We start from the raw sequence: 22,441 nt of genomic DNA, 5'->3' as shown, positions 1-22,441 counted from the left end.
GCGGAGGCGTCGTCCGGGCGGGGGGCCTGGGCCGCGTGGGCGGACAGGTCCGTCACGGGGGTCCGCTCGGGGTCGGGCACGAGCCGCAGCTCACGGAAGCGCATCGTCAGGGCGTCCACGGAGAGCAGCCGCCCGACCAGGGGCTCACCCACCCCGGAGAGCAGCTTGATCGCCTCGGCCGCCATGAGGGAGCCGATGATCCCGGGCAGCACCCCGAGCACTCCGGCCTGCGCGCACGAGGGCACCTCGCCGGGTTCGGGCCGCTCCGGGAACACGTCCCGGTACAGCGGCCCGCCCGGGGCGAACACGCTCACCTGCCCCGCGAACCGCAGGATCGCGCCCCACACCACGGGCACGCCCGCGATCTCGCACGCGTCGGCCACGAGGTAGCGGGTCGCGTAGTTGTCCGTGCCGTCGAGCACGAGGTCCACGGCGCCGACCCGTTCGAGCGCGTTGGCCGCGGTCAGGCGTTCGCGGTGCTCGACCACGCGCACCTCGGGGTGCAGGCCGCGCATCGTCGCGGCGGCGGAGGCGGTCTTGGGGCGGCCGAGGTCCGCCTCGGCGTGGATCACCTGGCGGTGCAGGTTGGAGCGGTCCACCATGTCGTCGTCGATCACGTGGACCTCCCCCACGCCCGCGGCGGCGAGGTAGGTCAGCACGGGCGCCCCGAGGCCGCCGGCGCCGACCACGAGGACGCGGGAGCGCAGCAGCGCCAGCTGGGCCTCGGGGCCGAAGCCGTCCAGGCTCAGGTGGCGGGCGAAGCGCTCCAGCTGGGTGTCGGACAGCGCGGTGAGGTCGCGGGGCTCGCGGGCGGCGGGGTCCAGGGCGGCGGTCACCGCTCGTCCTCCTCGGCCGTGACCCGCCCGGCCATCGGCGAGGAGGCCAGGGCGTGCTCGCGGCGCGGGATGCGCCCGGCACGGCGGGCGTGGAAGCCCGCCTCGAGCGCGAGCCGGCACGCGTGGGCCATGCGGGCGGGCTCGGCGGCGCGCGTGATCGCCGAGGCGGCGAGCACGGCGTCGCAGCCGGCCTCCATCGCCAGGGCGACGTCCGAGGCGGTGCCCACGCCGGCGTCGAGCACGATCGGCACGGAGGCGCGGGAGACGATCAGCTCCAGGTGTGCGCGGTTGAGGATGCCCAGCCCCGAGCCGATCGGCGAGCCCAGCGGCATGACGGCGGCGGCGCCGGCCTGCTCGAGGCGCAGCGCCATGGCGGGGTCGTCCGAGGTGTAGGCCAGGACGGTGAAGCCGTCGGCGGCGAGCCGCTCGGTGGCCTCGAGGGTCTCGACGACGTCGGGCAGCAGGGTGCGCTCATCGGCGATGACCTCGACCTTCACGAGCTCGGTCTCGAGCGCCTCCCGGCCGAGCCGGGCGGTGAGCACGGCGTCCCGGGCGGTGTAGCAGCCGGCGGTGTTGGGCAGCACGTCGATGCCGAGGCGGTCCAGCAGCGCGACCAGGCCGTCACGGGTGTCCGCGGACCAGCGGCGCAGCGCCACGGTGGTGAGCGTGGTGCCGGAGGCGACGAGGGCGCCCTCGAGGGCGGTCAGGTCGGTGATGCCGCCCGTGCCCATGATGAGCCGGGAGGCCAGGTCGTAGCCGCCGATCCGCAGCGGCGGGATCGCGGGGGCGGCGGGCGGGGTGCGGTGCTCGGCCATCGCTCAGCCCCCCTGCACCGCGGTGACGACGTCGACCTCGTCCCCGGCGGCCAGCGCCCGGGTGGCCCAGGCCGACCGGGGCACGACCTCGCCGCCGACCGCCACGGCCACGCCGAGCCGCCGCCCATCCGCGGCGGCGCCGTCCTCGCCGACCGCGCGCCCGGTGACGTGCGCGACGACGTCGCGGACGGTGGCCGCGGCCAGCTCGGCGGGCTCTCCGTTGAGGGTCAGGGTGAGGGTGCTCATGCGATCTCCTTCAGGCGGGCGTGCAGCAGCTCGAGGATCCGCCCGGCCGCCCAGGGGGCGAGCAGGATCCCGTGACGGTGGAAGCCGGTGGCGACGACGGCGCCCGGGGCCTCGGGCACGGCGAGCACGCGCGGGGCGTCGTCGGGGGTGCCGGGGCGGGCGGCGGTGGTGATCTCGACGAGCTCGCACTCGCGGACGGCGGGCAGGATCGCGGCGGCGTCGGCGAGCAGGTCCAGCACGGCCCCGGCGGAGGTGCCGGCCAGGCCGTCCTCGCGGGCCGAGGCGCCGACCACGAGGGTGCCGTCCGCGCGGGGCACGAGGTAGACCTGGCGCCCGTGGACGAGGCCGCGGACGGTGCGGGTGATCAGGTGCGACTCCCCCGGCAGCAGCTGCTCGGGGCGCACCCGCAGGCGCAGCACGTCGCCGTGGACGGGGCGCAGCGGGACCTCGACGGCGGTGGCCGCGCCGCCGATCCCGCGGTGGCCCAGGCCCGCGGCGAGGACCGCGCCGTCGGCGGTGAGGACGCCCCCGTCGGCCAGCGTGAGGCGCACTCCCTCGCCCTCCGGGTCGGCGGCGGTGACGCGTCCGGCCACGAACCGGGCGGCGGGCCCGGCGCCGGCCGGGAGCGGGCCGCCGTCGGGTCCGGTCTGGGCGCGCAGGGCGGCGACGCAGGCGGCGGCGAGCCGTCGCGGGTCCACCTGATGGTCGTCCGGGGCGTCGAAGCCGGCGGCCAGGCCCGGGGCCAGGGCGGGCTCGGCGCGGCGCAGCGCGCGGACGGAGACGGGCTCGACCCGGCGACCGAGGACCGAGGCGTGCTCGAGCACGTGGTCCCACGCGCGGGCGTCCGAGGGGTCCGCGGCCACGATCCAGGCGCCCTGTGCGAGGAAGCCCGTCTCCACATCGGTGAAGGCGGCGAGCAGGTCCACGAGCGCCGGGTAGGCCTCCCACCCGGCCTGCAGCAGCGGGGCGAGGTCGTCCTGGCTGAACTGGGTCTCGGCGAGCGGCGCGAGCATCCCCGCCGCGGCGTGGGTGGCCCCGGCCACGGCGTGTGGGCGCCCGGCGGTGTCCAGCTCGGGGGCGATCAGGGTGACGGCGTGGCCTGCGGCGCGCAGACGCACGGCGGCGGTGAGGCCGATGATCCCGGCCCCGACGACGGCCACGTGCACGGACCGGTCCTCCTCACGGCGGCATGACCCGCATCGAGTGGTGATGGTCGGCCGCGCCGGCGCGGTGCGCCCCTGCGGCCCTCTCAGCCCGGCGTGTGCGGCCCGGGCTCCCATGGAACAGCGGCCAGTCTGCCACAGTGGGCGCATGCACTCCCCCGATCCGCTCCTGATGACCGCGGCCGGCCGCGACGACGGCGGCACCGGCCCCGGCGCGCGCCGCCGCGCCCGCCTCGCCGCCTCCCGGCTGTACGTCTGCACCGACCTGCAGCGGTTCCTGCGCCCGGACGGCACGCTCGACACGGCCGCGTTCGCCGACTTCTGCGCGGCGGCGTTCCGCGGCGGAGTAGACGTGATCCAGGTGCGGGACAAGGCCGTGGACGTGGCGGTCGAGCTGGCCGCGTTCGCCACGCTCGTCCCGCTGGCCCGGGAGCACGGGGCGCTCTCGGCCGCCAACGACCGCGCCGACGTCGCCGCCCTGGCCGGGGTGGACGTGTTCCACACGGGCCAGACCGACCTGACCACCGCGCAGTGCCGCGCCCTGCTGGGCCCGGACGTGGTGCTCGGCCGCTCGTGCCACACCGAGGCGCAGGTGCGCGGCGCCCGCGCGGAGGACGGCCTGGACTACTTCTGCACGGGGCCGGTGTGGGCGACGCCCACGAAGCCGGGCCGGGCCGCCGTCGGACTGGAACTGCCGACCCTCGCCGCACGCCTGGACGCGGAGGACCCGGCGGGGGCGCGGCCGTGGTTCGCCATCGGCGGCGTCGACGCGGACCGGCTGCCCGAGGTCCGCGCGGCCGGGGCGGAACGGATCGTGGTGGTCCGCGCCGTGACGCAGGCCGAGGACCCCGAGGCCGCGGCCCGGACCCTGCGCGCGGGCCTGCCCGGCTGACGCGCCCCGCGGGGAGGTCACGGACGGGCCGTCCTGATGGTGTAGAGTCGACGAGTCCGCAACGCGCTCGACGCGTCGCGACCCCCGCCTCCGTAGCTCAGGGGATAGAGCGTCTGCCTCCGGAGCAGAAGGCCGCAGGTTCGAATCCTGCCGGGGGCACGAGCGAACAGAGCCGGACCCCCGTGGCGACACGGTGGTCCGGCTCTTCTGCGTTCTGCGGACCCGGACGCTCGAGCGGAGCGGGAGGTCCGGGTCACCGGCATTCGAGGCGGGAAATCGACCTCATGGGACGTCCCGAGGTGCGTATTCGCCGGATTTCCCGCCTCGAACGTGTCGAAGCCCGGAGGTCCCGCCCTCAGCCCCGCTGCGCATGACCGTGGTCGACGGGCCCGTGCGACGTCGGCCGCGAGGCGTCCCCGACCGCGAGCGCCTCCCCCGCCCGCATCGCGTCGGCCAGCCACGGCTTGGCCCGCTCGAGTGCGTCCTCCCAGCTCAGGCCCGCCCCGGCCAGCGTGGCCAGGGCCGAGGAGAGGGTGCAGCCGGTGCCGTGCGAGGCGCGGGTCGTCACGCGCGGGCCGCGCACCTCGTGCACGGCCCCGCCCACGCGCACGACGGCGTCCGGCACCTCCGCCGCTGCGGCCTCGGGCGCCTCGGTCTCGTCCAGGTGCCCGCCCTTGAGCAGCACCGTCACCCCGTGCTCGGCGGCCAGGCCCCGCGCGGCGTCGAGGGCGGCGTCCCAGTCCGTCGCGTCCCGTCCGGTCAGCCGGGCCAGCTCGGGCAGGTTGGGGGTCACCAGGTGCGCCGCCCGCAGCAGCCGGGACCACGCGGCGCGCCCGTCGTCGTCGCCCACCGCGGTGAGGGCGTCACCGCTCGAGGCCACCATGACCGGGTCCAGCACGACGACGGCGGGCAGGGTCTCCTCGAGCCAGCCGGCGACGGCCCGCATGAGCTCCACCGTGCCGAGCATGCCGATCTTCACGGCGTCCACGGCGATGTCGGCGGCGACCGAGTCGAGCTGGGCGCGCACCACGTCCACCGGCAGCGGGTGGACGGCCTGCACGCCCTGCGTGTTCTGGGCGGTGATCGCGGTGATCGCGGTCATCCCGTAGCCGCCCCACGCGGCGATGGTCTTCAGGTCGGCCTGGACACCGGCGCCGCCGCCGGAGTCGGAGCCGGCGATGCTGAGCACGCGGGGGACGGCGGGGGTCATGCGGGGGCTCCTTCGGGTCGGGGCGGATCGGCCGTCCGGGCCGGGCCGATCCCGCCCATGAGAATGTAGTCGCATGTCCCACGTCACAGAGAGCTCCCCCGCGCACCCCGGCCGAGCCGAGGAGTCGGCGCCGCTGCGGCCGACCTCCCCGCTCGGGATCGCCGCCACGTTCATCGGCACCACCATCGGCGCCGGGTACGCCTCGGGCAACGAGATCCTGCAGTACTTCGTGAGCTTCGGCCTCTGGGGCGGCACGGGGGCGCTCGTGATCGCCGGCGCGCTGTTCTTCCTGCTCGCGGTGATCGTGCTGCGGCTGGCGCAGAAGCTGCGGACCACGGACATCCACCGGATCGTGAACCCCACGACCTCGCGCGTGCCCACCTGGTTCGCGGACCTGTGCATCACCACGTCCCTGCTGGGGACGCTGGTGATCATGCTGGCCGGGGCCGGGGCGGCGGTGCACACCGCGTTCGGGCTGCCCTCGCTCGTGGGCTCGCTGGTGATGGCCGCCGTCTGCGTGGTCTCGGTGCTGGCCGGCATCACGGGCCTCGTGCGCGTCCAGGCCGTGGTGGTCCCCCTGATCATCGTGGTCGCCGTCGGCGTCGCGGTGTGGGGGTTGGCGAACCCGGGGGCCGCGGTGGACGACGTCGCCGCGCTCGTGACCTCGTCCCCGCTGATCAACCAGTGGTGGCTCTCGGGCGTGCTGTACGTGGCCTTCAACATCCAGCTGGCCTACGCGGTGCTCGCCCCGATCGGCGAGGAGAGCTCCTCGTCGGGCCGCTCCCTCGTCGCCGGGGCCGGGCTCGGGGCCCTGGGCCTCGTGGTGATGGCCGGCGCGGTGATGGCCGCGATGACCGCCCACGCCCAGCTCATCGGCCGCGCCGAGCTGCCCATGGTCGAGCTGGCCGCGATGATCGGCGGCTGGGCCGCCCTGCTGTACACGGTCGTCCTGCTGCTGGCGCAGTTCACGACGGCGGTCTCGTGCCTGTACGGCGGGGTGGAGCGCATCGCCCTGCTGTCCTCGATGCGCCGCGTGCCGGGCTGGGTCATCGCCGTCGTCACGGCCCTGGCCGCCACCCTGCTCTCGAGCGTCGGCTTCTCCGACCTCGTGGGCACCGTCTACCCCGTCCTCGGCTACGCCGGCATCGTCATCATCGTGATGCTGGTCGTGACGTGGATCGTCGAGCGCACCACGGTGCGCCGCCGGGCGGCCCGCGCGGCGCGCGCCTGAGCGCCCGGCCGCATGGCCGGACGGCGGCGGTGAGGCCTCGCGGGGGACGTGCTAGGGTCGCTCGCATCCCACGGGAGCCCCACGGCACGGGGCTGAGACCGGGCTGACGCCGCCCGGAGACCGTCTGAACCTGTCCGGGTCATTCCGGCGAAGGAAGAAGGAGCCGCGGCCATGTCCGTTTCCGAGCGCACCCCCCTGCCCGCAGCCGAGTCGACGGCCGAGGTCGTCGCCGAGGAGAACTACCCCACGCACCGTCTGGGATGGCTCGAGGACGCCGAGCACGGCATCCGCGTGCCCGTCACCGAGGTCCACCAGGACGACTCCCCCGACGGCACGCCCAACGCGCCCCTGACCGTCTACCGCACCATGGGCCCGGGCTCCGTGCCCGAGCGCGGCCTGCCGGCCCAGCGCGCCGAGTGGATCCGCGCCCGCGGGGACGTCGAGGAGTACGAGGGCCGCGAGCGCGACCTGCTCGACGACGGCCGCTCGGCCGTGCGCCGCGGCGCCGCCTCACAGGAGTGGGCCGGCGAGCGCCGCCCCCCGCTGCGCGCCAAGGAGGTCGCGCGCGTCACCCAGATGCACTACGCCCGGCGCGGCGAGATCACCCCGGAGATGCGCTACGTCGCCCTGCGCGAGGGCGTGGACGTGGAGCTGGTGCGCTCCGAGGTCGCGGCCGGCCGCGCCATCATCCCGGCGAACGTGAACCACCCCGAGTCGGAGCCGATGATCATCGGCAAGGCGTTCGCCGTGAAGGTCAACGCGAACATCGGCAACTCGGCGGTGACGTCGTCGATCGCCGAGGAGGTCTCGAAGCTGCAGTGGGCCACCCGCTGGGGCGCGGACACCGTGATGGACCTGTCCACGGGCGACGACATCCACACCACCCGCGAGTGGATCCTGCGCAACTCCCCCGTGCCGATCGGCACCGTGCCGATCTACCAGGCCCTCGAGAAGGTCGGCGGCGACCACCAGGCCCTGACCTGGGAGATCTTCCGCGACACCGTGATCGAGCAGTGCGAGCAGGGCGTGGACTACATGACCGTGCACGCCGGCGTGCTGCTGCGCCACGTGCCGCTGTCCGCGGACCGCGTGACCGGCATCGTCTCCCGCGGCGGCTCGATCATGGCCGGCTGGTGCCTGGGCCACCACAAGGAGAACTTCCTCTACGAGAACTACGACGAGCTCTGCGAGATCTTCGCGCGCTACGACGTCGCGTTCTCCCTGGGCGACGGCCTGCGGCCGGGCTCCGTGGCGGACGCCAACGACGCCGCCCAGTTCGCCGAGCTCGACACGCTCGCCGAGCTGACGGAGCGGGCGTGGGCGTACGACGTCCAGGTCATGGTGGAGGGCCCCGGCCACATCCCGCTGCACCTGGTGCGGGAGAACGTGGAGCGCCAGCAGGAGCTGTGCAAGGGCGCCCCGTTCTACACGCTCGGCCCCCTCGTCACGGACATCGCCCCGGCGTACGACCACATCACCTCGGCCATCGGCGCCACCGAGATCGCCCGCTACGGCACCGCGATGCTCTGCTATGTCACGCCCAAGGAGCACCTGGGCCTGCCGGACCGGGACGACGTGAAGACGGGCGTGATCACCTACAAGATCGCCGCGCACGCCGCCGACGTCGCCAAGGGCCACCCCGGCGCCCGCGACCGCGATGACGCGCTGTCCAAGGCGCGCTTCGAGTTCCGCTGGCGCGACCAGTTCGGCCTCGGCCTGGATCCGCAGCTCGCCGAGGAGTACCACGACGAGACGCTGCCGGCCGAGCCCGCCAAGACCGCCCACTTCTGCTCGATGTGCGGGCCGAAGTTCTGCTCCATGCGCATCAGCCAGGACATCCGCAGCGAGTTCGGCGGCGCGTCCGAGCAGGCGCGGATCGCCGAGGCCGGCATGGCCGCGAAGTCCGCGGAGTTCCGGGCCGCCGGCGGGTCCGTGTACCTGCCCGAGCCGACGATCCGCACCGCCTCGGACGCCTGAGGCCGGACGCGGGGTGAGGTGGGGCGGGATGGCCCGCCCCTGCGCCACCTGACGATCGCGTCATGACCTGAGGGCCGCCACCAGGTCATGACGCGATCGCCAGGACAAGGCCCTCCGGGACGGCGAAGGCGCGGCCCCACGGACGGGGCAGTGCGCTCGGTGGTCGATCGAGTGGTGATGCCTCTTGACTCACACACACACTGGGCTCACTATTCCGTCAGGCCCCTGTGATGCGTGTCCCATTCGCCCACAGGAATTGAGTGGATGGAATATGACGTGAAAGTCGACATGACCCCGCCGGTCCGCACCCCAGGGGCGCTTCCCAGGTGAGGCATCATCCAGCCGCTCAGCTCTCCTCGGGCCAGCCGTGATGACCCGGATGCTCGTCTCGAGATTCCTCCTTCTCCTGATCACGCTCGGAACAGCAGCGCTCCTCGCGTCCTACGTCGGGGTGGAGAAGGAGGAACGCTGGCGCATGGACGGCACGGTGTACGAGATCTCGGCATTCCCCGCTGGCGAGGCCTGGCCCATGATCCGGACGTCGCTGACGGGACCGGACTCCGGCTCTGCGGCCACGTCCACGAGCCCCCACGTGACGGCCCTCGCCGGCCGACCTGCTCTGGACGTGCTCCCGGATGGCGTCGCCCCGACCGCGGTCGTCCCCAGCACCTCCCCCTTTGCCGCACGTGCCGCTGCGGGCGAACTGAGCTGGCCGGACGTCGATCGGGTCGTCGTCCGAGACCTCTCCTCCGCGCCGGATCGCGCCACCGAAGCAGACCTCCTGGTCCCGTTCCTCTCCACCGGCAGTTCGTCCCTTGCCGGCGTGATCGGCGGCTCACCGGCCCAGGTCGACGAGCTCGTCCAATCGCTGCGGCGGGCCGGTGTCGTCGTCGACGTCGTCCCGCTCCCGCCGCCGTGGGAGGCAGCGATGCGACGCAGTGTCCACGTGCCCCTGCTCGCCGTGATCGCCGGCTTCGCCCTGCTGGGCGCACAGGTCGTCTGGCGCACGACCCTGCGCAGTCGACTGCTCCCTGCCGTCACCTCGCACCGCCTCGTCGGTGCCTCCCCGCTGCGAGCGGCCCGGCTCGGTGTCCGGCCCGCCATGCTCGCCTGGGCGACCGCCGCCGCGAGTGCCGGCGGAGTCTGGCTCGTGGCATGGCCCCGGTGGGACGCGGAGATCGGGCTCACGGGGGACACCGCTCTCCTCTGGTCCGCCGTGCTCGTCGTGGACGCCATCCTCATCCTCGGCACGACCCTGTCCACCCTCTGGGTCCGAAGGGCACACGCATGACGGCAGCCATGCGGGCCGTTGCGGACGGCCTCCGCGACCTGTTCGACACGCCCGGACTGCTGTTCCTGTCCCTGCTGCACACGACCGTGGCGTCGGTCGTGTTCGGACTGGCCCTGGGCGTCGCCGGCGGAGTGACCACGGCGCTCGAGGTGCTCGAGGACGCCGAGTCGTCGGGCCTGGTGGCAACCAGGATCCTGGACCCCGCCGTCACGACCGACCTCCACCCCCGCGCCGTCGACACCGTCTCCCGGGCGTTCGCCGCCCATGTCGACGGAGTCGACCCCCGTGCCTTCCTCGTGACGGACGCCATCGGAATCGAGGACCCCCGGCTGCAGGGGGCGGTCATCGCCACGCCTGGTCTGGCCCGGGAGTTCGGCGCCGCTGCTGCCGTCAGTCCCGCCGAGGGTGTGTACTTCGCTCCCGCCGCGATCACCTCCGGGGCACCGGGCGGCACCGTGTACGTGGGGTCCACACCCCACAGCTATGCCGGCCCACTCCCCGGGGACGCGGCCGCGCCGCGGGCCGACGGATCCCTCTGGCCCCTGGGTGAGTCGCCCGTCATCGTCACCAGCACGACGACCATGGCCGGCCTGATCGAACCGGCCCAGCTCGCGGCGGTCTACGGTTCCGTCGTGGCACGCCAGGACGCGGCCTCCGAGGTGAGAGCGGCACTCGACGTCCTCGAGGACGAGACGGGCGTGGTCGCCGAGTTGGCCCCGATCGCCTCGGCCAGGTCTCCGATCGCCCGAGAAGCCCGCGGTGCCGCGCTCATGGTCACCGCCTACACCGCCGGGCTTGCCAGCGCCGTCGTGACGGTGGTGAGCCTCCTGACGACCATGACCCGTCGACTCACGCCCACGTGGCTGGCGCACCTGACGGTCGGGGCGCCCAGACGACTGATCCGGCTCCGGATCGCCACATCCGTGGCCGCGGTATGGGGCATTCCGGCCGTGCTCGGATCGTTGCTCGGCCTCGGCATCGCCTCGGAAGCGGGCGGACTGCGTCCGGCGCCTGCCGTCGTCGTGGTCGGGCTGGCGGTCGTCTTGGCGATCGCCGCTGCGTGCACCCGTCATCCCCTCCGCCAGCTGCACCGGGCCGTCCGCACGGCGGCACTCGTCGAAAGGACCGTGTGATGTCCCTGCTCACCGTGCACGACGTACACCGCTCCTACCGCGGCCCCGCCGGGGATGTCCCCGTGCTCCGCGGCGTCTCGCTCCAGGTCCCCGGGGGCGGCGTCCACGCGATCATGGGACCCTCCGGGTCCGGCAAGTCGACCCTGCTGCGGCTCCTCGCCTGCCTTGACACACCGGACGCCGGGAGCATCCGTGTGGCCGGGCGGAGCCTGCCGGCACCGTGGTCGTCCGACGGCGACGCCTACCGGAACCGGACGTGCGGCATCGTGCTCCAGGACCATCTGCTCATCGATCGGGCGACCGCCGTGGACAACGCGGCCCTGCCGCTGCTCTACGCGCGGCCGCGCACCTCGAAGCGGGAGCGCCGCACCATGGCCGCCGAGCTTCTGACGCGGCTCGGACTCGGAGACCGTCTCCACCACCCCGTCGGCCGACTCTCCGGCGGCGAGCGCCAGCGTGCGGCCATCGCCCGGGCCGTGATCATGGGGCCCTCCCTGCTGCTCGCCGACGAGCCGACGGGCGCCCTGGACGAGGAGCGCACCGACGAGGTGATGGGGCTCTTCCGCTCCATGTCCCAGCCGGAGCGGGCGATCGTGGTCGTCACGCACGACCCCGCCGTGGCGGCCCGGTGCGACCACACGTGGCGGCTGCGGGCCGGGCGGCTCGAGTGACGAGGTCCGACCGTGCCTCCTGCACAGGTGTCCGCAGACGGCGTTGCGTCCCCGGGCGTCGCGTTCCGGCTCCGGATGTCCGGGGCCGCTCCTAGGCTCGGATGCATGAGCGCGCACCACGCCGACGACGGCCTCCCCGCCCCCGTCTCCACCCTCGCCGAGGACCCACCGGCCGACGGGCGACAGGCGCCGCCGAGTGGCGTCGTCGTGGGTGAGGACGGGCGGGCCCGCCCGCCGTGGGCGGCACGGGATCCGCTGCTGCGGGAGTACTACGACACGGAGTGGGGCCTGCCCGTCACGGACGAGCGGGGCCTGTTCGAGCGCCTCGTGCTCGAGGCGTTCCAGTCGGGCCTGAGCTGGCGGACCGTCCTGGCCAAGCGGCCGCAATTCTGGGAGGTGTTCGCGGGCTTCGACCCGGACGCCGTCGCGGCGTTCGGGGACGCGGAGGTCGAGGCGTTGCTGGCGGACCCCGGCATCATCCGGAACCGGCGCAAGATCGAGGCCGCGATCGCGAACGCACGAGCCGTCGTCGGGATGCGCGGCGAGCGGTTCGCCCCGCTGCACCCGGGCTCCCCCGGCGCGGGCCCCGCCTGGCACGGCGACGGCGACCGGCCGGTCCGCGGTCTGCCGGGGCTGGTCTGGGCGCACCAGCCTGCCGCGACCCCACGGCCGGAGACGGTGGCGCAGGTCCCCTCGACCTCGGACGAGTCGCGCGCGCTCGCGAGGGCGCTGAAGGCGCACGGCTGCCGATTCGTGGGGCCGACCACGTGCTTCGCCCTGATGGAGGCCGCCGGGATCGTGGACACCCACCTTCTCGGCTCCTGGCGAAGAGGGGCGTCCGGGATCTGGGAGTGAGCGGGGGCCTCCGGCAGGATGGGGAGCTCAACGCAGGACGTCCACACGAAAGGGTGACGACTGATGACCACCACCTCCGCCTCTCAGGGCTACCGCACGATCAACCCGGCCACCGGGGAGCTGCTGAAGTCCTTCGACAACGCCACGGATCAGCAGATCGCCGACGCCCTCGACGCCTCGCAGGCCGCGTACGAGCAGTGGTCCCGGAAGTCGGTGGCCGAGCGCGCCGCCGTCGTGAAGCGGATCTCCGAGCTGCTGGCCGAGCGCTCCAAGGACATCGCCGCGCTGATCACCACGGAGATGGGCAAGTCCCTCGGCGCGGCAGTCGGCGAGGTGCGCTACGGCGCCCAGATCTTCGGGTACTACGCGGACGAGGCCGAGGAGCTGCTCGCGGACCAGCGGATCAAGCAGTTCTCCGGGCAGGAGGCGTTCATCCAGCGGCTGCCGCTCGGCCCGCTGCTGGGGATCATGCCGTGGAACTTCCCGGTGTACCAGGTGGCCCGTTTCGTGGCGCCGAACCTCGTGCTGGGCAACACCATCCTGCTCAAGCACGCCGAGATCAACCCGCAGGTGGCGCAGCTGCTGGAAGAGCTCTTCACCGAAGCCGGGCTCCCGGAGGGCGTGTACCAGAACGTGTTCGCCACCCACGACCAGATCTCCACGATCATCGCCGATCCGCGCGTGCAGGGCGTGTCCCTCACCGGTTCGGAGCGGGCCGGCGCCACCGTCGCCGAGCAGGCCGGTCGGCACCTCAAGAAGGTTGTGCTCGAGCTCGGCGGCTCCGATCCGTACATCGTGCTCTCCGCGCCGGACGCCCGCGCCGCCGCCCGCGACGCACTGGCCACCCGGATGGGCAACTGGGGCCAGGCCTGCAACTCGAACAAGCGCATGATCGTCATGGAGGACCTCTACGACGACTTCGTGGATGAGCTGGTCCAGCGCTCCTCGGCGATGAAGCCCGGCGACCCGACCTCGCGCGACGCCGACGTCTACGGCCCGCTGTCCTCCGAGTCCGCGGCCGACGGGCTCACCGAGCAGATCGCCGCGGCCAAGGAGGCCGGCGCCACCGTCCACGTGGGCGGCGAGCGCGTCTCCGGCCCGGAGGGCGAGGGCTTCTACGTCTCCCCGGCCGTGATCACGGACGTGGACCAGGAGAACCCCGCCTACACGCAGGAGCTGTTCGGCATGGCCGCCGTGGTCTACAAGGTGTCCTCGGCCGAGGAGGCCGTGGCGCTGGCCAACGACTCCCAGTACGGTCTCGGCGGCGCCGTGTTCTCCACGGACCTGGACGAGGCCAAGCGCGTGGCCGACCAGCTCGAGGTGGGGATGGCGAACGTGAACCTCGCCTCCGCCGCCGGCGCGAACCTGCCCTTCGGCGGCGTGAAGCGCTCGGGCTTCGGCCGCGAGCTCGGCCCCATGGCCGTGGACGAGTTCGCCAACAAGCGCCTGTACGCGGTGCAGGGCCCCCTGGAGGGCTGACCCGGGGCCGGGTCGGCCGGGCGGGTCTCCCGCTCCGGCCGCCCCGTCGGCCCCTCAGCCGCGCAGCGGGACGGTCGCCAGCACCTCGTGCAGCGGCCCGCCGGACCGGCCCTCGCCGAGCCGGGACGCCACGACCTCGACCTCGTCGGCGGTCCACTCCGGCCCGCGGTACACGGCGAGCGCGCGCACGGCCTCGGCCAGCAGGACGGTGGCCGGCGCCGGCGGACGGGGCTCGCCCCGCCTCCGACCCCGAGGTCGGAGCGCGGCCCCCGAGACCGGCGCCACGGTGAGGTGGGCGCGCCGGCGGTCCCGGCCGTCGTCGTCGGCGAGCCAGGGCTCCGCCAGGAGCGCGCCGAGCTCCCGGACCCACCCACCCCCACCCAGAGCGTGCGGTGCGAGAACTCCCCCGCTCCGGCCAGGTGCAGGTCCAGCGGGCCATGTCCCGCCGCGATGCGGCCGGCGACGGCGACGACGTCGTCCACGGCGCCGGCGGGCACCTCCGGGTGGAACGCCAGCGTCAGGTGCCGCTGCTCCGGCTCGGTCCAGCACAGCGCGCGTCCGGCCCGGTCCCGGACGCCGTCGAGGGCCGGCTCGAGGTGGTCGAGCGCGGCCCTCGGCGGACGGATCGCGAGGAAGAGCCTCACGCCTGCGCGCGCGGATCCGCGGCGGCTGCGGTCGAGCCCCCGGCGGCGTCGCGCGTCATGGCGGCCGGGGCCACGTCCGGGTCCGGCTCGCGGCCGGCCACGATGTCGATCGCGCCGGTGAACTCGGCGTCGATCCGCCGCTGCACCCGGCGCGAGCGCTGGGTCACGAGGGACACCACCACACCCACCACGAAGGCGGCGACGAAGCCCGGCAGCAGCTCGTACAGGCCGAACCACTCCCACGTCTCGGCACTGGCCTCGGACCACACCCAGGCGACGGCGGCGCCGGTGACCATGGCGGCCATCGCCCCCCACGAGGTGAACCGCGGCCAGTACAGGGCGAGCAGGATCACAGGGCCGAAGGCGGCGCCGAAGCCGGCCCACGCGAAGGAGACGAGCTCGAGCACGGAGGAGTCCGGGTTGAGGGCGAGCAGCCCCGCCACGAGCGCCACCACCAGCACGCCGATGCGGCCGAGCCACAGGGTGAACGTCGGGGAACCGGTGCGCCCGCGCAGCATGTAGAGGTCCTCCACCAGGGCGGAGGAGCACACGATCAGCTGCGAGGAGAGCGTGGACATGATCGCGGCGAGGACGGCGGCCAGCACCAGGCCGGCCACGAACGGGTGGAACATGATCGAGGCCAGCACCAGGAACACGGTCTCCGGGTCCTCGAGCGTGGTGCCGGGGTTGGCCTGGAAGTAGGCGATGCCCACGAGGGCCACCATCACGGCACCGAACACGGACAGCGCCATCCAGCCGATGCCGACGCGCCGGGCGACGGCCGCGTCGTGCGGGGTGCGCAGGGCCATGAAGCGGACGATGATGTGCGGCTGGCCGAAGTAGCCCAGGCCCCAGGCGAGGGAGGACAGGACGCCGATCAGCGTTGCGTTCTCGAACATCGAGAAGTGGTTCACTCCGCCGCCGGCGGCGTCGGCGGCGCGGATGCCCTCGACGACGGCGTCCCAGCCGCCCATGGTCAGGATCACGACGATGGGGACGGCCAGCAGGGAGAGGAACATGAGGATGCCCTGGGCCACGTCCGTCAGCGAGGCGCCGAGGAAGCCGCCGAACAGGGTGTAGAGCACCGTGATGCCCGCGACCACGAGCATGCCGGTGAGGTAGTTGATGCTGATGCCCTGGGCGTAGAAGGAGTCGGGGCCGAAGGTGGACTCGACGAACTTGCCGCCGGCCACCATGCCCGAGGACACGTAGAAGGTGAAGAACACGAGGATGATCAGGCCGGCCACGATCCGCAGGATGTGCGTGCGGTCCTTGAATCGGTTCTCGAGGAAGGACGGGATCGTGATCGAGTTCCCGGCCACCTCGGTGTAGGAGCGCAGGCGGGGGGCGACCACGCGCCAGTTCACCCACGCGCCCACGGTCAGGCCGACCGCCATCCAGCCCTCGACCAGGCCCGCGGCGTAGATCGCGCCGGGCAGGCCCATCAGGAGCCAGCCGGACATGTCGGACGCACCCGCGGAGAGCGCCGCGACGGACGGCTTCATGTCGCGTCCTGCGAGCATGTAGTCGTCGAGGTCGGTGTTCTTGCGGGAGGCGTACAGGCCGATCGCGATCATCGCGAGGAAATAGAGGCCGATCGCCGCCAACAGGAAGACGGTGTTCGTGTCCATGGGCTCCAGAGAATCACATCCGGACTCTCAGCCCCAGTCCCAGGTCCGTCCCGGATTCGCCCCGTCCGGGTCGGCCCGGGCCCCCGCGCGCCTAGGATGGAGGCCGTCATGACGCAGACTCCCCCGCCCTCCACGCCCGCCGCGCAGCCGTCGGCGACGCCCCACGACGCCGTCGCGATCACGTTCCCCGAACACCTGCCGGTGGCGGAGCGCCGTGAGGAGATCATGGCCGCGATCCGCGACCACCAGGTGGTGATCGTCGCGGGCGAGACCGGCTCGGGCAAGACCACGCAGCTGCCGAAGATGTGCCTGGCCCTCGGGCTCGGGGAGGCCGGCTCGATCGGCCACACCCAGCCCCGGCGCATCGCCGCCCGCTCGGTGGCCGAGCGCATCGCGCAGGAGCTGGGCGAGGAGATCGGGCAGACGGTCGGCTACCAGGTCCGCTTCACGACGCAGACCTCGAAGGCCACCCGGGTCAAGGTCATGACGGACGGCATCCTGCTGGCCGAGATCCCCCACGACCCGCAGCTGCGCCGCTACTCCGTGATCATCGTGGACGAGGCCCACGAGCGCAGCCTCAACATCGACTTCCTCCTGGGCTACCTGCGCAACCTGCTGCCCCAGCGCCCGGACCTGAAGGTGATCATCACCTCGGCCACCATCGACCCGGAGCGCTTCGCCCGGCACTTCGGCCGGCCGCTGGCCGCGGGCGAGGACCATGCGGACGCGGTGGAGGCCGACGACGGCGGCCGCGTGGTCCCGGCGCCGATCATCGAGGTCTCGGGGCGCACCTACCCCGTCGAGATCCGCTACCGGCCGCTGACCGACGAGCCCTCCCCCGACGACCCCGAGGACGATGCGGACGACGCCGCCGAGACCCGCGACCCCCTCGACGCGATCGGCGACGCCGTCCTCGAGCTGGCCGCCGAGCCGCCGGGTGACATCCTCGTGTTCCTGCCGGGCGAGCGGGAGATCCGCGAGGCCGCGGACCACCTGACCGGCGTCGTCGCCGGCACCACGCGCCTGGCCGGCACGGAGATCCTGCCGCTGTTCGGCCGCCTGTCCATGGCGGAGCAGCACCGCGTGTTCGGCCGCGCCGGGGCCGGGGTGCGCCGGCGGATCGTGCTGGCCACGAACGTCGCCGAGACCTCCCTGACCGTGCCGGGCATCAAGTACGTGATCGACACGGGCACCGCGCGCATCTCGCGGTACTCGCACCGCACCAAGGTGCAGCGCCTGCCGATCGAGCGTGTCTCCCAGGCCAGCGCGAACCAGCGCGCGGGCCGGTCCGGCCGCACCTCGGACGGCATCGCGATCCGCCTGTACTCGGAGGAGGACTACCTCTCCCGCCCCGAGTTCACGGACCCGGAGATCCTGCGCACCTCCCTGGCCTCGGTGATCCTGCAGATGCTGTCCCTCGGTGTGGCCCGCACCCCGGGCAACGTCAAGGAGTTCCCCTTCGTCCAGCCCCCGGACGGCCGACAGGTCACCGACGGCGCCACCACGCTCACCGAGCTCGGCGCGCTCGAGGCCGGCGGCGCCCGCGCCGGCACCATCACCCGGGTCGGACGCCGCCTGGCCCGTCTGCCCGTTGACCCGCGGCTGGGCCGCATGATCCTCGAGGCCGGTGAACGCGGCTGCGTCCGGGAGGTCATGGTGATCGCCGCGGCCCTGACCATCCAGGACCCCCGCGAGCGCCCCACGGAGCAGCGCGAGGCCGCGGACGAGCTGCACCGCCGGTTCGCGGACGAGAACTCGGACTTCTCCGCGATCCTGAACCTCTGGGCCTACCTGCACGAGCGGCAGAAGGAGCTCTCCGGCTCCCAGTTCCGCAAGCTGTGCCGCCGTGAGCACATCAACTGGCTGCGCGTGCAGGAGTGGCAGGACCTGGTGCGCCAGCTGCGCCAGCTCGCCAAGGACGTGGGCCTCACCGTCGAGTCCGGACCCGTGGACCCGGTCGGCCGGCACGAGGCCGTGCACAAGTCCCTGCTCACCGGCCTGCTCTCGCAGATCGGCGCCTACGACGAGCGCCGTCGCGAGTACGTGGGCGCCCGCGGCACCCGCTTCGCCGTGTTCCCCGGCTCCGCCCTGTTCAAGAAGCGCCACCCGTTCGTCATGGCCGCCGAGCTCGTGGAGACCTCCCGGCTGTGGGCGCGCACGGTGGCCCGGATCGAGCCGGAGTGGGCCGAGGAGGTCGCCGGCCACCTCGTCAAGCGGACCTACAACGAGCCGCATTGGTCGCGGCGGGCGGGTTCCGTCGTCGCGCGCGAGAAGGTGACGCTGTTCGGCGTCACTCTGATCCCGGACCGCTCGGTCCGGTACGGCCGGATCGACCCGGAGCTCTCCCGCGAGCTGTTCATCCGGCACGCCCTCGTGGAGGGCGACTGGCGCACGCGTCACCGGTTCTTCGCCCGCAACCGGGCTGCGCTCGAGGAGGTCGACGCCCTCGAGACGCGCCTGCGCCGCCGCGACCTGCGGATCGGGGACGAGGACCTGTTCGCCTTCTACGACGCGCGGATCCCGGGAAACGTCGTCTCCGAGCGGCACTTCGACGCGTGGTGGAAGAAGGCGCGCCAGGATCAGCCGGACCTGCTGGACCTCGACGTCGCCGCCCTGCTCACCGCCGACGCCGAGGACCTGGACACCGACGCGTTCCCCACCACGTTCACGTATCCGATGCCCGGCGGCGACGTGGAGCTCGACCTCGAGTACACGTTCGACCCGACCGGCGCGGCCGGCACCGACGGCGTGACCGTGGCCGTGCCGATCCTGCTGCTCAACCAGGTCTCCCCCGGCCCCTTCGCGTGGCTGGTCCCCGGCCTGCGGGTCGAGCTCGTCACCGCCCTCATCAAGGCGTTGCCCAAGGCCGTGCGCAAGAACCTCGTGCCCGCCCCGGACGTGGCCCAGCAGCTCGTCGCGAACCTCGAGGCCCACGCCGACCCGCTGCGGGACGAGCTGCCGGACGCGCTGTCCGCGGCCGTGCGCCGGGTGCGCGGCGTGGTGGTGGAGCCCGGACTGTGGGCCCTGGACGCGGTGCCCCTGCACCTGCGGATGGACTACCGCGTCGTGGACGCCCGCGGCGCCGTGATGGGCGCCGGCCAGGACCTGCCCGCGCTGCAGGCCCGGCTCGCGCAGGCCAACCGCTCCGCGATCGCCGCCCGGCTCGCCGGCACCGACGACCCCGCCTCGGCCCGGCCGGGGCCGCGCGGCACGGGCCGCGGCGGCCGGGCCCAGGCCGACGGGCGGGCCGGGGCCGAGGGACGCCGTCGCCCGGCAGGCCCCGGGCGGTCCGGCGCGACGCCGGCCTTCGAGGAGCGGCACGGGCTGACCTCATGGAGCATCGGCACGGTGCCGAAGACCGTCTCCACCGCGGCCGGGGCGCGCGGCCCCGCCATCACGGGCTACCCGAGCCTGGTGCCCGAGACCACGCCCGACGGCGGCCCCGCGGCCGGCCTGACCGTGGCCCGGTCCGCGGACGACCAGGCGGCCTGGCACCGGGCCGGGGTGATCCGACTGCTGCTGGCCACCCTGCCCAGCCCCCAGCGCTACGTGCTGGACCACCTGGACAACCGGGAGAAGCTCACCTTCACCCAGAATCCGCACGGCTCGGTGGACTCCCTCGTCGCGGACTGCACGCAGGCCGCCGTCGACCGTCTCGTCGGGGACGAGCTGCCGTTCGACGAGGCCGCGTTCCGCGCCCTGTTCGACCGGGTGCGGGCCGACCTGATCGACACGGTCTTCGCCGTCACGTCCCTGGTGGAGCAGGTGCTCTCCCGGGCCGCGCAGGTGCGACGCCGGCTCAAGGGCTCGGTCTCGCTCGCCCTCGCGCCGGCGCTGTCGGACGTGAAGGCACACCTCGAGCAGCTCGTGTTCCCCGGCTTCGTGGCCACCACGGGCTGGGAGCGGCTGCAGCACCTGCCGCGCTACCTGCAGGGCATGCTGACGCGCCTGGACCGGTTGGACGCCGGCGGCCACCTGCAGCGCGACGGGCAGCACATGGCGGTCGTGCAGGGGCTCGAGGACGAGTTCGACGCCGCCGTCGCGGCCCACCGCGCCCGGTTCGCGGGCACGCCCGTGCCCGCGGAGCTGGAGCGGGTGCGCTGGCTCATCGAGGAGCTGCGCGTCTCGTTCTTCGCCCAGGAGCTGGGCACGGCGGTCTCGGTCTCCGAGAAGCGGGTGCGTCAGGCGCTCGCCCGTGCCACGCGCGCCTGAGCCGGGTCCGGGCGGCGCGGGCCGTCAGTCCTGCGGGACGACCTCGCCGTGGCCCAGGTCCCGCAGGGCCGCGCGGAGGCGGGCGGCGGCGTCGTCCAGGTCTGCCGGATCGGGGGCGTTGTCCACGCGGGCCAGGTCGAAGTCGGCGAGCGAGGTGGAGGGCCACACGTGCACGTGCAGGTGCGGGATCTCGTAGCCGGCGATCATGAGCCCGGCCCGGCGCGCGGAGAACGCCGCCACCTGCGCCTTGCCGATCTGCTGGGCGACCGTCGTCAGGTGCGTGACCAGCGCCGGGTCGACCTCCACCCATTCGTCCACCTCCTCACGGGGCACCACGAGCGTGTGCCCCGGCTGGAGCGGTGCGGCGGACAGGAACGCGACGCACGTCTGGTCCTGCCACACGAAGCGGGCGGGCAGCTCGCCGGCGACGATCCTGCTGAAGACGGTGGCCATGGGGGGTCCTCCTGGGGGGTCCTCCTGGGGGTCGGCGGGGCGGGGCCCCGGGGCTCGTCAGTCCCGGCCGGACGCGCCGTCGGGCTCGGGGCCGACCGCGACGGCGTTGGACGGGTCCTGGACCCATGCTGACCACGAACCCGGGTAGAGCGCCACTCCGGGTCGCCCCGCGACGGCCAGGGTGAGCACGGCGTGCGCCGCGGTGATGCCCGAGCCGCAGTACACGGCCACGGGAGTGGCGTCGTCCACGCCGACGGCGTCGAACCGCTCCGCCAGCTCCGCGGCGGGCCGCAGGCGGCCGTCCTCGGCGATGCTCTCCGCCGTGGGCACGTTCCGCGCCCCGGGGATGTGCCCGGCCACGGGGTCGAAGGGCTCGACCTCCCCGCGGTACCGCTCGGCCGCCCGCGCGTCGAGGAGCAGACCGCCGGAGGCCATCGCCTCCGCGCCGGCCGTGTCCACGACGGGCATGCGGCCCCACGACGGCCGGGCGGTGCCGGGCACCGGGATGACCTCGCCGGGCTGCAGGGGCAGGCCCGCGGCGCGCCACGCCTCGAGGCCGCCGTCCAGGAGCATGGAGTCCCGCAGCCCCGCGTGGCGCAGCAGCCACCAGGCGCGCGCGGCGGACAGGCCGTGGTCGTCGTCGTAGACCACGATGGTGTCGCCCTCGTCGATCCCCCACATCCGCACGGTCTCCGCGAACTGGCGCGCGTCCGGCAGGGGGTGACGCCCCGCCGCCGGGCCGGCGTGGCCGGCGAGCTGGCTGGGCAGAGAGACGTAGACGGCGCCCGGCAGATGGCCCTGGAGATAGGCGGCGTGGTCGGGCCCGCCCCCCGTGGCCCGGAACCGGACGTCGAGCAGGATCACCCGGTTCGGGCGGCATCGGCCCGGCTGGGCGTAGGCCGGGCCCTCGGGCACCGGCGGCAGGTCCTCGACGGGGGCCAGGCCGAGCCAGCCGGCCAGCACGTCCACCGTCACCAGGGTGGGCGGCTCGGCGGCCTCGGGATCGACGCCGTCGGTGTCCGCGTCCGGGTCGCCCCCGGCGTCATGGGACGAGGACGGGGCCGCCGTGGGCGCCGGGACGACGCGGCCCTGCCCCTCGTCGACGACGATCAGCGGGTCGGGTCGATCGGGGGCGGCACCGTCGCGGTCCGGGACAGGGGATGGGTCCGGGCTCTCGCTGTGCACCCGGACACCCTACTCCACGCCCCCTTCGGCGTCGCTGATAACCTGGAGGATGGCCCGCGCGGACCTGTTCCGGACCGCGCGGAGGAGGCGGCAGCCGCCGCAGAAGGAGTCGTGAGCACCGTGAGCGCCCCCCAGCCCAGCCCACCGAGCCCTGGACCGCATCCCGGACTTCGTGAGCGCGCAGGAGCTCCATGCCCGCCTCCAGGACCAGGGCGAACGCGTCTCGCTGGCCACCGTGTACCGGACCCTGCAGCAGCAGCTCGACGACGGCCTCGTGGACATGCTCCGCCGCGACGACGGCGAGACCGTGTACCGCCGGTGCGAGGACGAGGGCCACCATCACCACCTGGTGTGCCGGATCTGCTGGACCACCGTCGAGGTCACCGCCCCCCACGTCGAGGCGTGGGCCACCGCCGTCGCCGCGGAGCACGGCTTCACGGACGCGGACCACACGGTGGAGATCACCGGCGTCTGTGCCCGCTGCCGGGCCGAGGGGCGCACCCGCGCGGCCTGACCC

At 74.1% G+C, this 22,441-nt stretch carries 19 protein-coding genes, 1 tRNA gene, 1 pseudogene and 2 riboswitches; of the genes and pseudogenes, 11 read left to right on the top strand and 10 right to left on the bottom strand.

Annotated features, from left to right (window positions below; all coding sequences use genetic code 11):
- The 4 genes from J1M41_RS00885 to thiO form a co-directional block, all read right to left on the bottom strand.
- A partial coding sequence (locus J1M41_RS00885) for a molybdopterin-synthase adenylyltransferase MoeB (RefSeq protein WP_206450953.1) occupies positions 1-836 on the bottom strand: 836 nt, incomplete at its 3' end.
- A complete protein-coding gene (locus tag J1M41_RS00880) occupies positions 833-1,651 on the bottom strand; it encodes a thiazole synthase (protein WP_004167634.1) in 819 nt (272 codons plus the stop codon). The genes J1M41_RS00885 and J1M41_RS00880, both read right to left, overlap by 4 nt.
- A 3-nt stretch (positions 1,652-1,654) precedes the next feature.
- Entirely contained in the window at positions 1,655-1,897 is a 243-nt protein-coding gene (gene thiS, locus J1M41_RS00875; protein WP_206450952.1) for a sulfur carrier protein ThiS, read from the bottom strand.
- On the bottom strand, positions 1,894-3,063 hold the full coding sequence (gene thiO, locus J1M41_RS00870) for a glycine oxidase ThiO (RefSeq protein WP_206450951.1): 1,170 nt from the start codon (positions 3,061-3,063) through the stop codon (positions 1,894-1,896). The genes thiS and thiO overlap by 4 nt, the downstream gene beginning before the upstream one ends.
- A riboswitch (TPP riboswitch) is annotated at positions 3,057-3,187 on the bottom strand. (Overlaps the previous gene by 7 nt.)
- Before the next feature lie 21 nt (positions 3,188-3,208).
- Here thiO and thiE point away from each other — a divergent pair.
- Entirely contained in the window at positions 3,209-3,952 is a 744-nt protein-coding gene (gene thiE / locus J1M41_RS00865) for a thiamine phosphate synthase (RefSeq protein ID WP_036316591.1), read from the top strand.
- A gap of 86 nt (positions 3,953-4,038) precedes the next feature.
- Positions 4,039-4,111: transfer RNA gene (locus J1M41_RS00860), tRNA-Arg, on the top strand.
- Positions 4,112-4,307: 196 nt separating this feature from the next.
- Here the strand turns inward: J1M41_RS00860 and thiD are convergent.
- Positions 4,308-5,162: a bifunctional hydroxymethylpyrimidine kinase/phosphomethylpyrimidine kinase gene (gene thiD / locus J1M41_RS00855; RefSeq protein WP_206450950.1), complete on the bottom strand. Its 855-nt coding sequence runs from the start codon at positions 5,160-5,162 to the stop codon at positions 4,308-4,310.
- A 73-nt stretch (positions 5,163-5,235) separates the two neighbouring features.
- Between thiD and J1M41_RS00850 the strand changes: the two genes are divergently transcribed.
- The 7 genes from J1M41_RS00850 to J1M41_RS00820 all read left to right on the top strand — a co-directional run bounded on the left by J1M41_RS00850 (position 5,236) and on the right by J1M41_RS00820 (position 13,799).
- Complete coding sequence (locus J1M41_RS00850; protein ID WP_098093179.1) at positions 5,236-6,393, top strand: hypothetical protein; 1,158 nt, start codon at positions 5,236-5,238, stop codon at positions 6,391-6,393.
- Positions 6,394-6,453: 60 nt separating this feature from the next.
- Positions 6,454-6,568, top strand: a riboswitch (TPP riboswitch).
- On the top strand, positions 6,565-8,370 hold the full coding sequence (thiC, locus tag J1M41_RS00845; protein ID WP_206450949.1) for a phosphomethylpyrimidine synthase ThiC: 1,806 nt from the start codon (positions 6,565-6,567) through the stop codon (positions 8,368-8,370). It overlaps the preceding riboswitch by 4 nt.
- Positions 8,371-8,740: 370 nt before the next feature.
- The gene (locus J1M41_RS00840) at positions 8,741-9,661 is read left to right on the top strand and encodes a hypothetical protein (protein ID WP_206450948.1); all 921 of its coding nucleotides are present in this window, start codon (positions 8,741-8,743) and stop codon (positions 9,659-9,661) included.
- Entirely contained in the window at positions 9,658-10,794 is a 1,137-nt protein-coding gene (locus tag J1M41_RS00835) for a hypothetical protein (RefSeq protein ID WP_241247533.1), read from the top strand. Before J1M41_RS00840 ends, J1M41_RS00835 begins: the two co-directional genes overlap by 4 nt.
- Positions 10,794-11,465: an ABC transporter ATP-binding protein gene (locus J1M41_RS00830; protein ID WP_041105279.1), complete on the top strand. Its 672-nt coding sequence runs from the start codon at positions 10,794-10,796 to the stop codon at positions 11,463-11,465. Before J1M41_RS00835 ends, J1M41_RS00830 begins: the two co-directional genes overlap by 1 nt.
- Before the next feature lie 105 nt (positions 11,466-11,570).
- The gene (locus tag J1M41_RS00825; RefSeq protein WP_206450947.1) at positions 11,571-12,320 is read left to right on the top strand and encodes a DNA-3-methyladenine glycosylase I; all 750 of its coding nucleotides are present in this window, start codon (positions 11,571-11,573) and stop codon (positions 12,318-12,320) included.
- A gap of 63 nt (positions 12,321-12,383) precedes the next feature.
- The gene (locus J1M41_RS00820) at positions 12,384-13,799 is read left to right on the top strand and encodes an NAD-dependent succinate-semialdehyde dehydrogenase (protein ID WP_206450946.1); all 1,416 of its coding nucleotides are present in this window, start codon (positions 12,384-12,386) and stop codon (positions 13,797-13,799) included.
- Between the two features lie 54 nt (positions 13,800-13,853).
- Here J1M41_RS00820 and J1M41_RS12295 read toward each other — a convergent pair whose 3' ends face one another.
- The 3 genes and pseudogenes from J1M41_RS12295 to putP all read right to left on the bottom strand — a co-directional run bounded on the left by J1M41_RS12295 (position 13,854) and on the right by putP (position 16,074).
- The gene (locus J1M41_RS12295) at positions 13,854-13,988 is read right to left on the bottom strand and encodes a hypothetical protein (protein WP_277351187.1); all 135 of its coding nucleotides are present in this window, start codon (positions 13,986-13,988) and stop codon (positions 13,854-13,856) included.
- 260 nt (positions 13,989-14,248) lie between these two features.
- Positions 14,249-14,443: pseudogene (locus tag J1M41_RS12290) on the bottom strand (2'-5' RNA ligase family protein); the annotation flags it as partial.
- On the bottom strand, positions 14,440-16,074 hold the full coding sequence (gene putP, locus J1M41_RS00810) for a sodium/proline symporter PutP (protein WP_073115753.1): 1,635 nt from the start codon (positions 16,072-16,074) through the stop codon (positions 14,440-14,442). The gene putP and the pseudogene J1M41_RS12290, both read right to left, overlap by 4 nt.
- Before the next feature lie 108 nt (positions 16,075-16,182).
- Between putP and hrpA the strand changes: the two genes are divergently transcribed.
- Entirely contained in the window at positions 16,183-20,286 is a 4,104-nt protein-coding gene (gene hrpA / locus J1M41_RS00805; protein WP_206450945.1) for an ATP-dependent RNA helicase HrpA, read from the top strand.
- Positions 20,287-20,310: 24 nt separating this feature from the next.
- Here the strand turns inward: hrpA and J1M41_RS00800 are convergent, their stop codons facing one another.
- Positions 20,311-20,739 carry an HIT family protein gene (locus J1M41_RS00800; protein ID WP_060974188.1) on the bottom strand — a complete coding sequence of 143 codons (429 nt, stop codon included), beginning with the start codon at positions 20,737-20,739 and terminating at the stop codon, positions 20,311-20,313.
- 57 nt (positions 20,740-20,796) lie between these two features.
- Positions 20,797-21,924: a sulfurtransferase gene (locus tag J1M41_RS00795; RefSeq protein WP_098093190.1), complete on the bottom strand. Its 1,128-nt coding sequence runs from the start codon at positions 21,922-21,924 to the stop codon at positions 20,797-20,799.
- 151 nt (positions 21,925-22,075) lie between these two features.
- Between J1M41_RS00795 and J1M41_RS00790 the strand changes: the two genes are divergently transcribed.
- Positions 22,076-22,438 (top strand): Fur family transcriptional regulator, encoded by a 363-nt coding sequence (locus J1M41_RS00790; protein WP_135040050.1) that lies wholly within the window; start codon positions 22,076-22,078, stop codon positions 22,436-22,438.
- Positions 22,439-22,441: the final 3 nt, after the last annotated feature.

The organism is Micrococcus sp. KRD096 (assembly GCF_017168495.1).
Lineage (GTDB): Bacteria > Actinomycetota > Actinomycetes > Actinomycetales > Micrococcaceae > Micrococcus > Micrococcus luteus.
This window is presented reverse-complemented; position numbering and strand designations above follow the sequence as displayed.

Coding starts and splice junctions, on each gene's coding strand:
- J1M41_RS00825 (WP_206450947.1), top strand. CDS start 11,571: ATGAGCGCGCACCACGCCGACGACGGCCTCCCCGCCCCCGTCTCCACC.
- J1M41_RS00820 (WP_206450946.1), top strand. CDS start 12,384: ATGACCACCACCTCCGCCTCTCAGGGCTACCGCACGATCAACCCGGCC.
- J1M41_RS00840 (WP_206450948.1), top strand. CDS start 8,741: ATGACCCGGATGCTCGTCTCGAGATTCCTCCTTCTCCTGATCACGCTC.
- J1M41_RS00850 (WP_098093179.1), top strand. CDS start 5,236: ATGTCCCACGTCACAGAGAGCTCCCCCGCGCACCCCGGCCGAGCCGAG.
- J1M41_RS00800 (WP_060974188.1), bottom strand. CDS start 20,739: ATGGCCACCGTCTTCAGCAGGATCGTCGCCGGCGAGCTGCCCGCCCGC.
- J1M41_RS00830 (WP_041105279.1), top strand. CDS start 10,794: ATGTCCCTGCTCACCGTGCACGACGTACACCGCTCCTACCGCGGCCCC.
- thiE (WP_036316591.1), top strand. CDS start 3,209: ATGCACTCCCCCGATCCGCTCCTGATGACCGCGGCCGGCCGCGACGAC.
- thiD (WP_206450950.1), bottom strand. CDS start 5,162: ATGACCCCCGCCGTCCCCCGCGTGCTCAGCATCGCCGGCTCCGACTCC.
- thiC (WP_206450949.1), top strand. CDS start 6,565: ATGTCCGTTTCCGAGCGCACCCCCCTGCCCGCAGCCGAGTCGACGGCC.
- J1M41_RS00880 (WP_004167634.1), bottom strand. CDS start 1,651: ATGGCCGAGCACCGCACCCCGCCCGCCGCCCCCGCGATCCCGCCGCTG.
- hrpA (WP_206450945.1), top strand. CDS start 16,183: ATGACGCAGACTCCCCCGCCCTCCACGCCCGCCGCGCAGCCGTCGGCG.
- J1M41_RS00835 (WP_241247533.1), top strand. CDS start 9,658: ATGACGGCAGCCATGCGGGCCGTTGCGGACGGCCTCCGCGACCTGTTC.
- putP (WP_073115753.1), bottom strand. CDS start 16,074: ATGGACACGAACACCGTCTTCCTGTTGGCGGCGATCGGCCTCTATTTC.
- thiS (WP_206450952.1), bottom strand. CDS start 1,897: ATGAGCACCCTCACCCTGACCCTCAACGGAGAGCCCGCCGAGCTGGCC.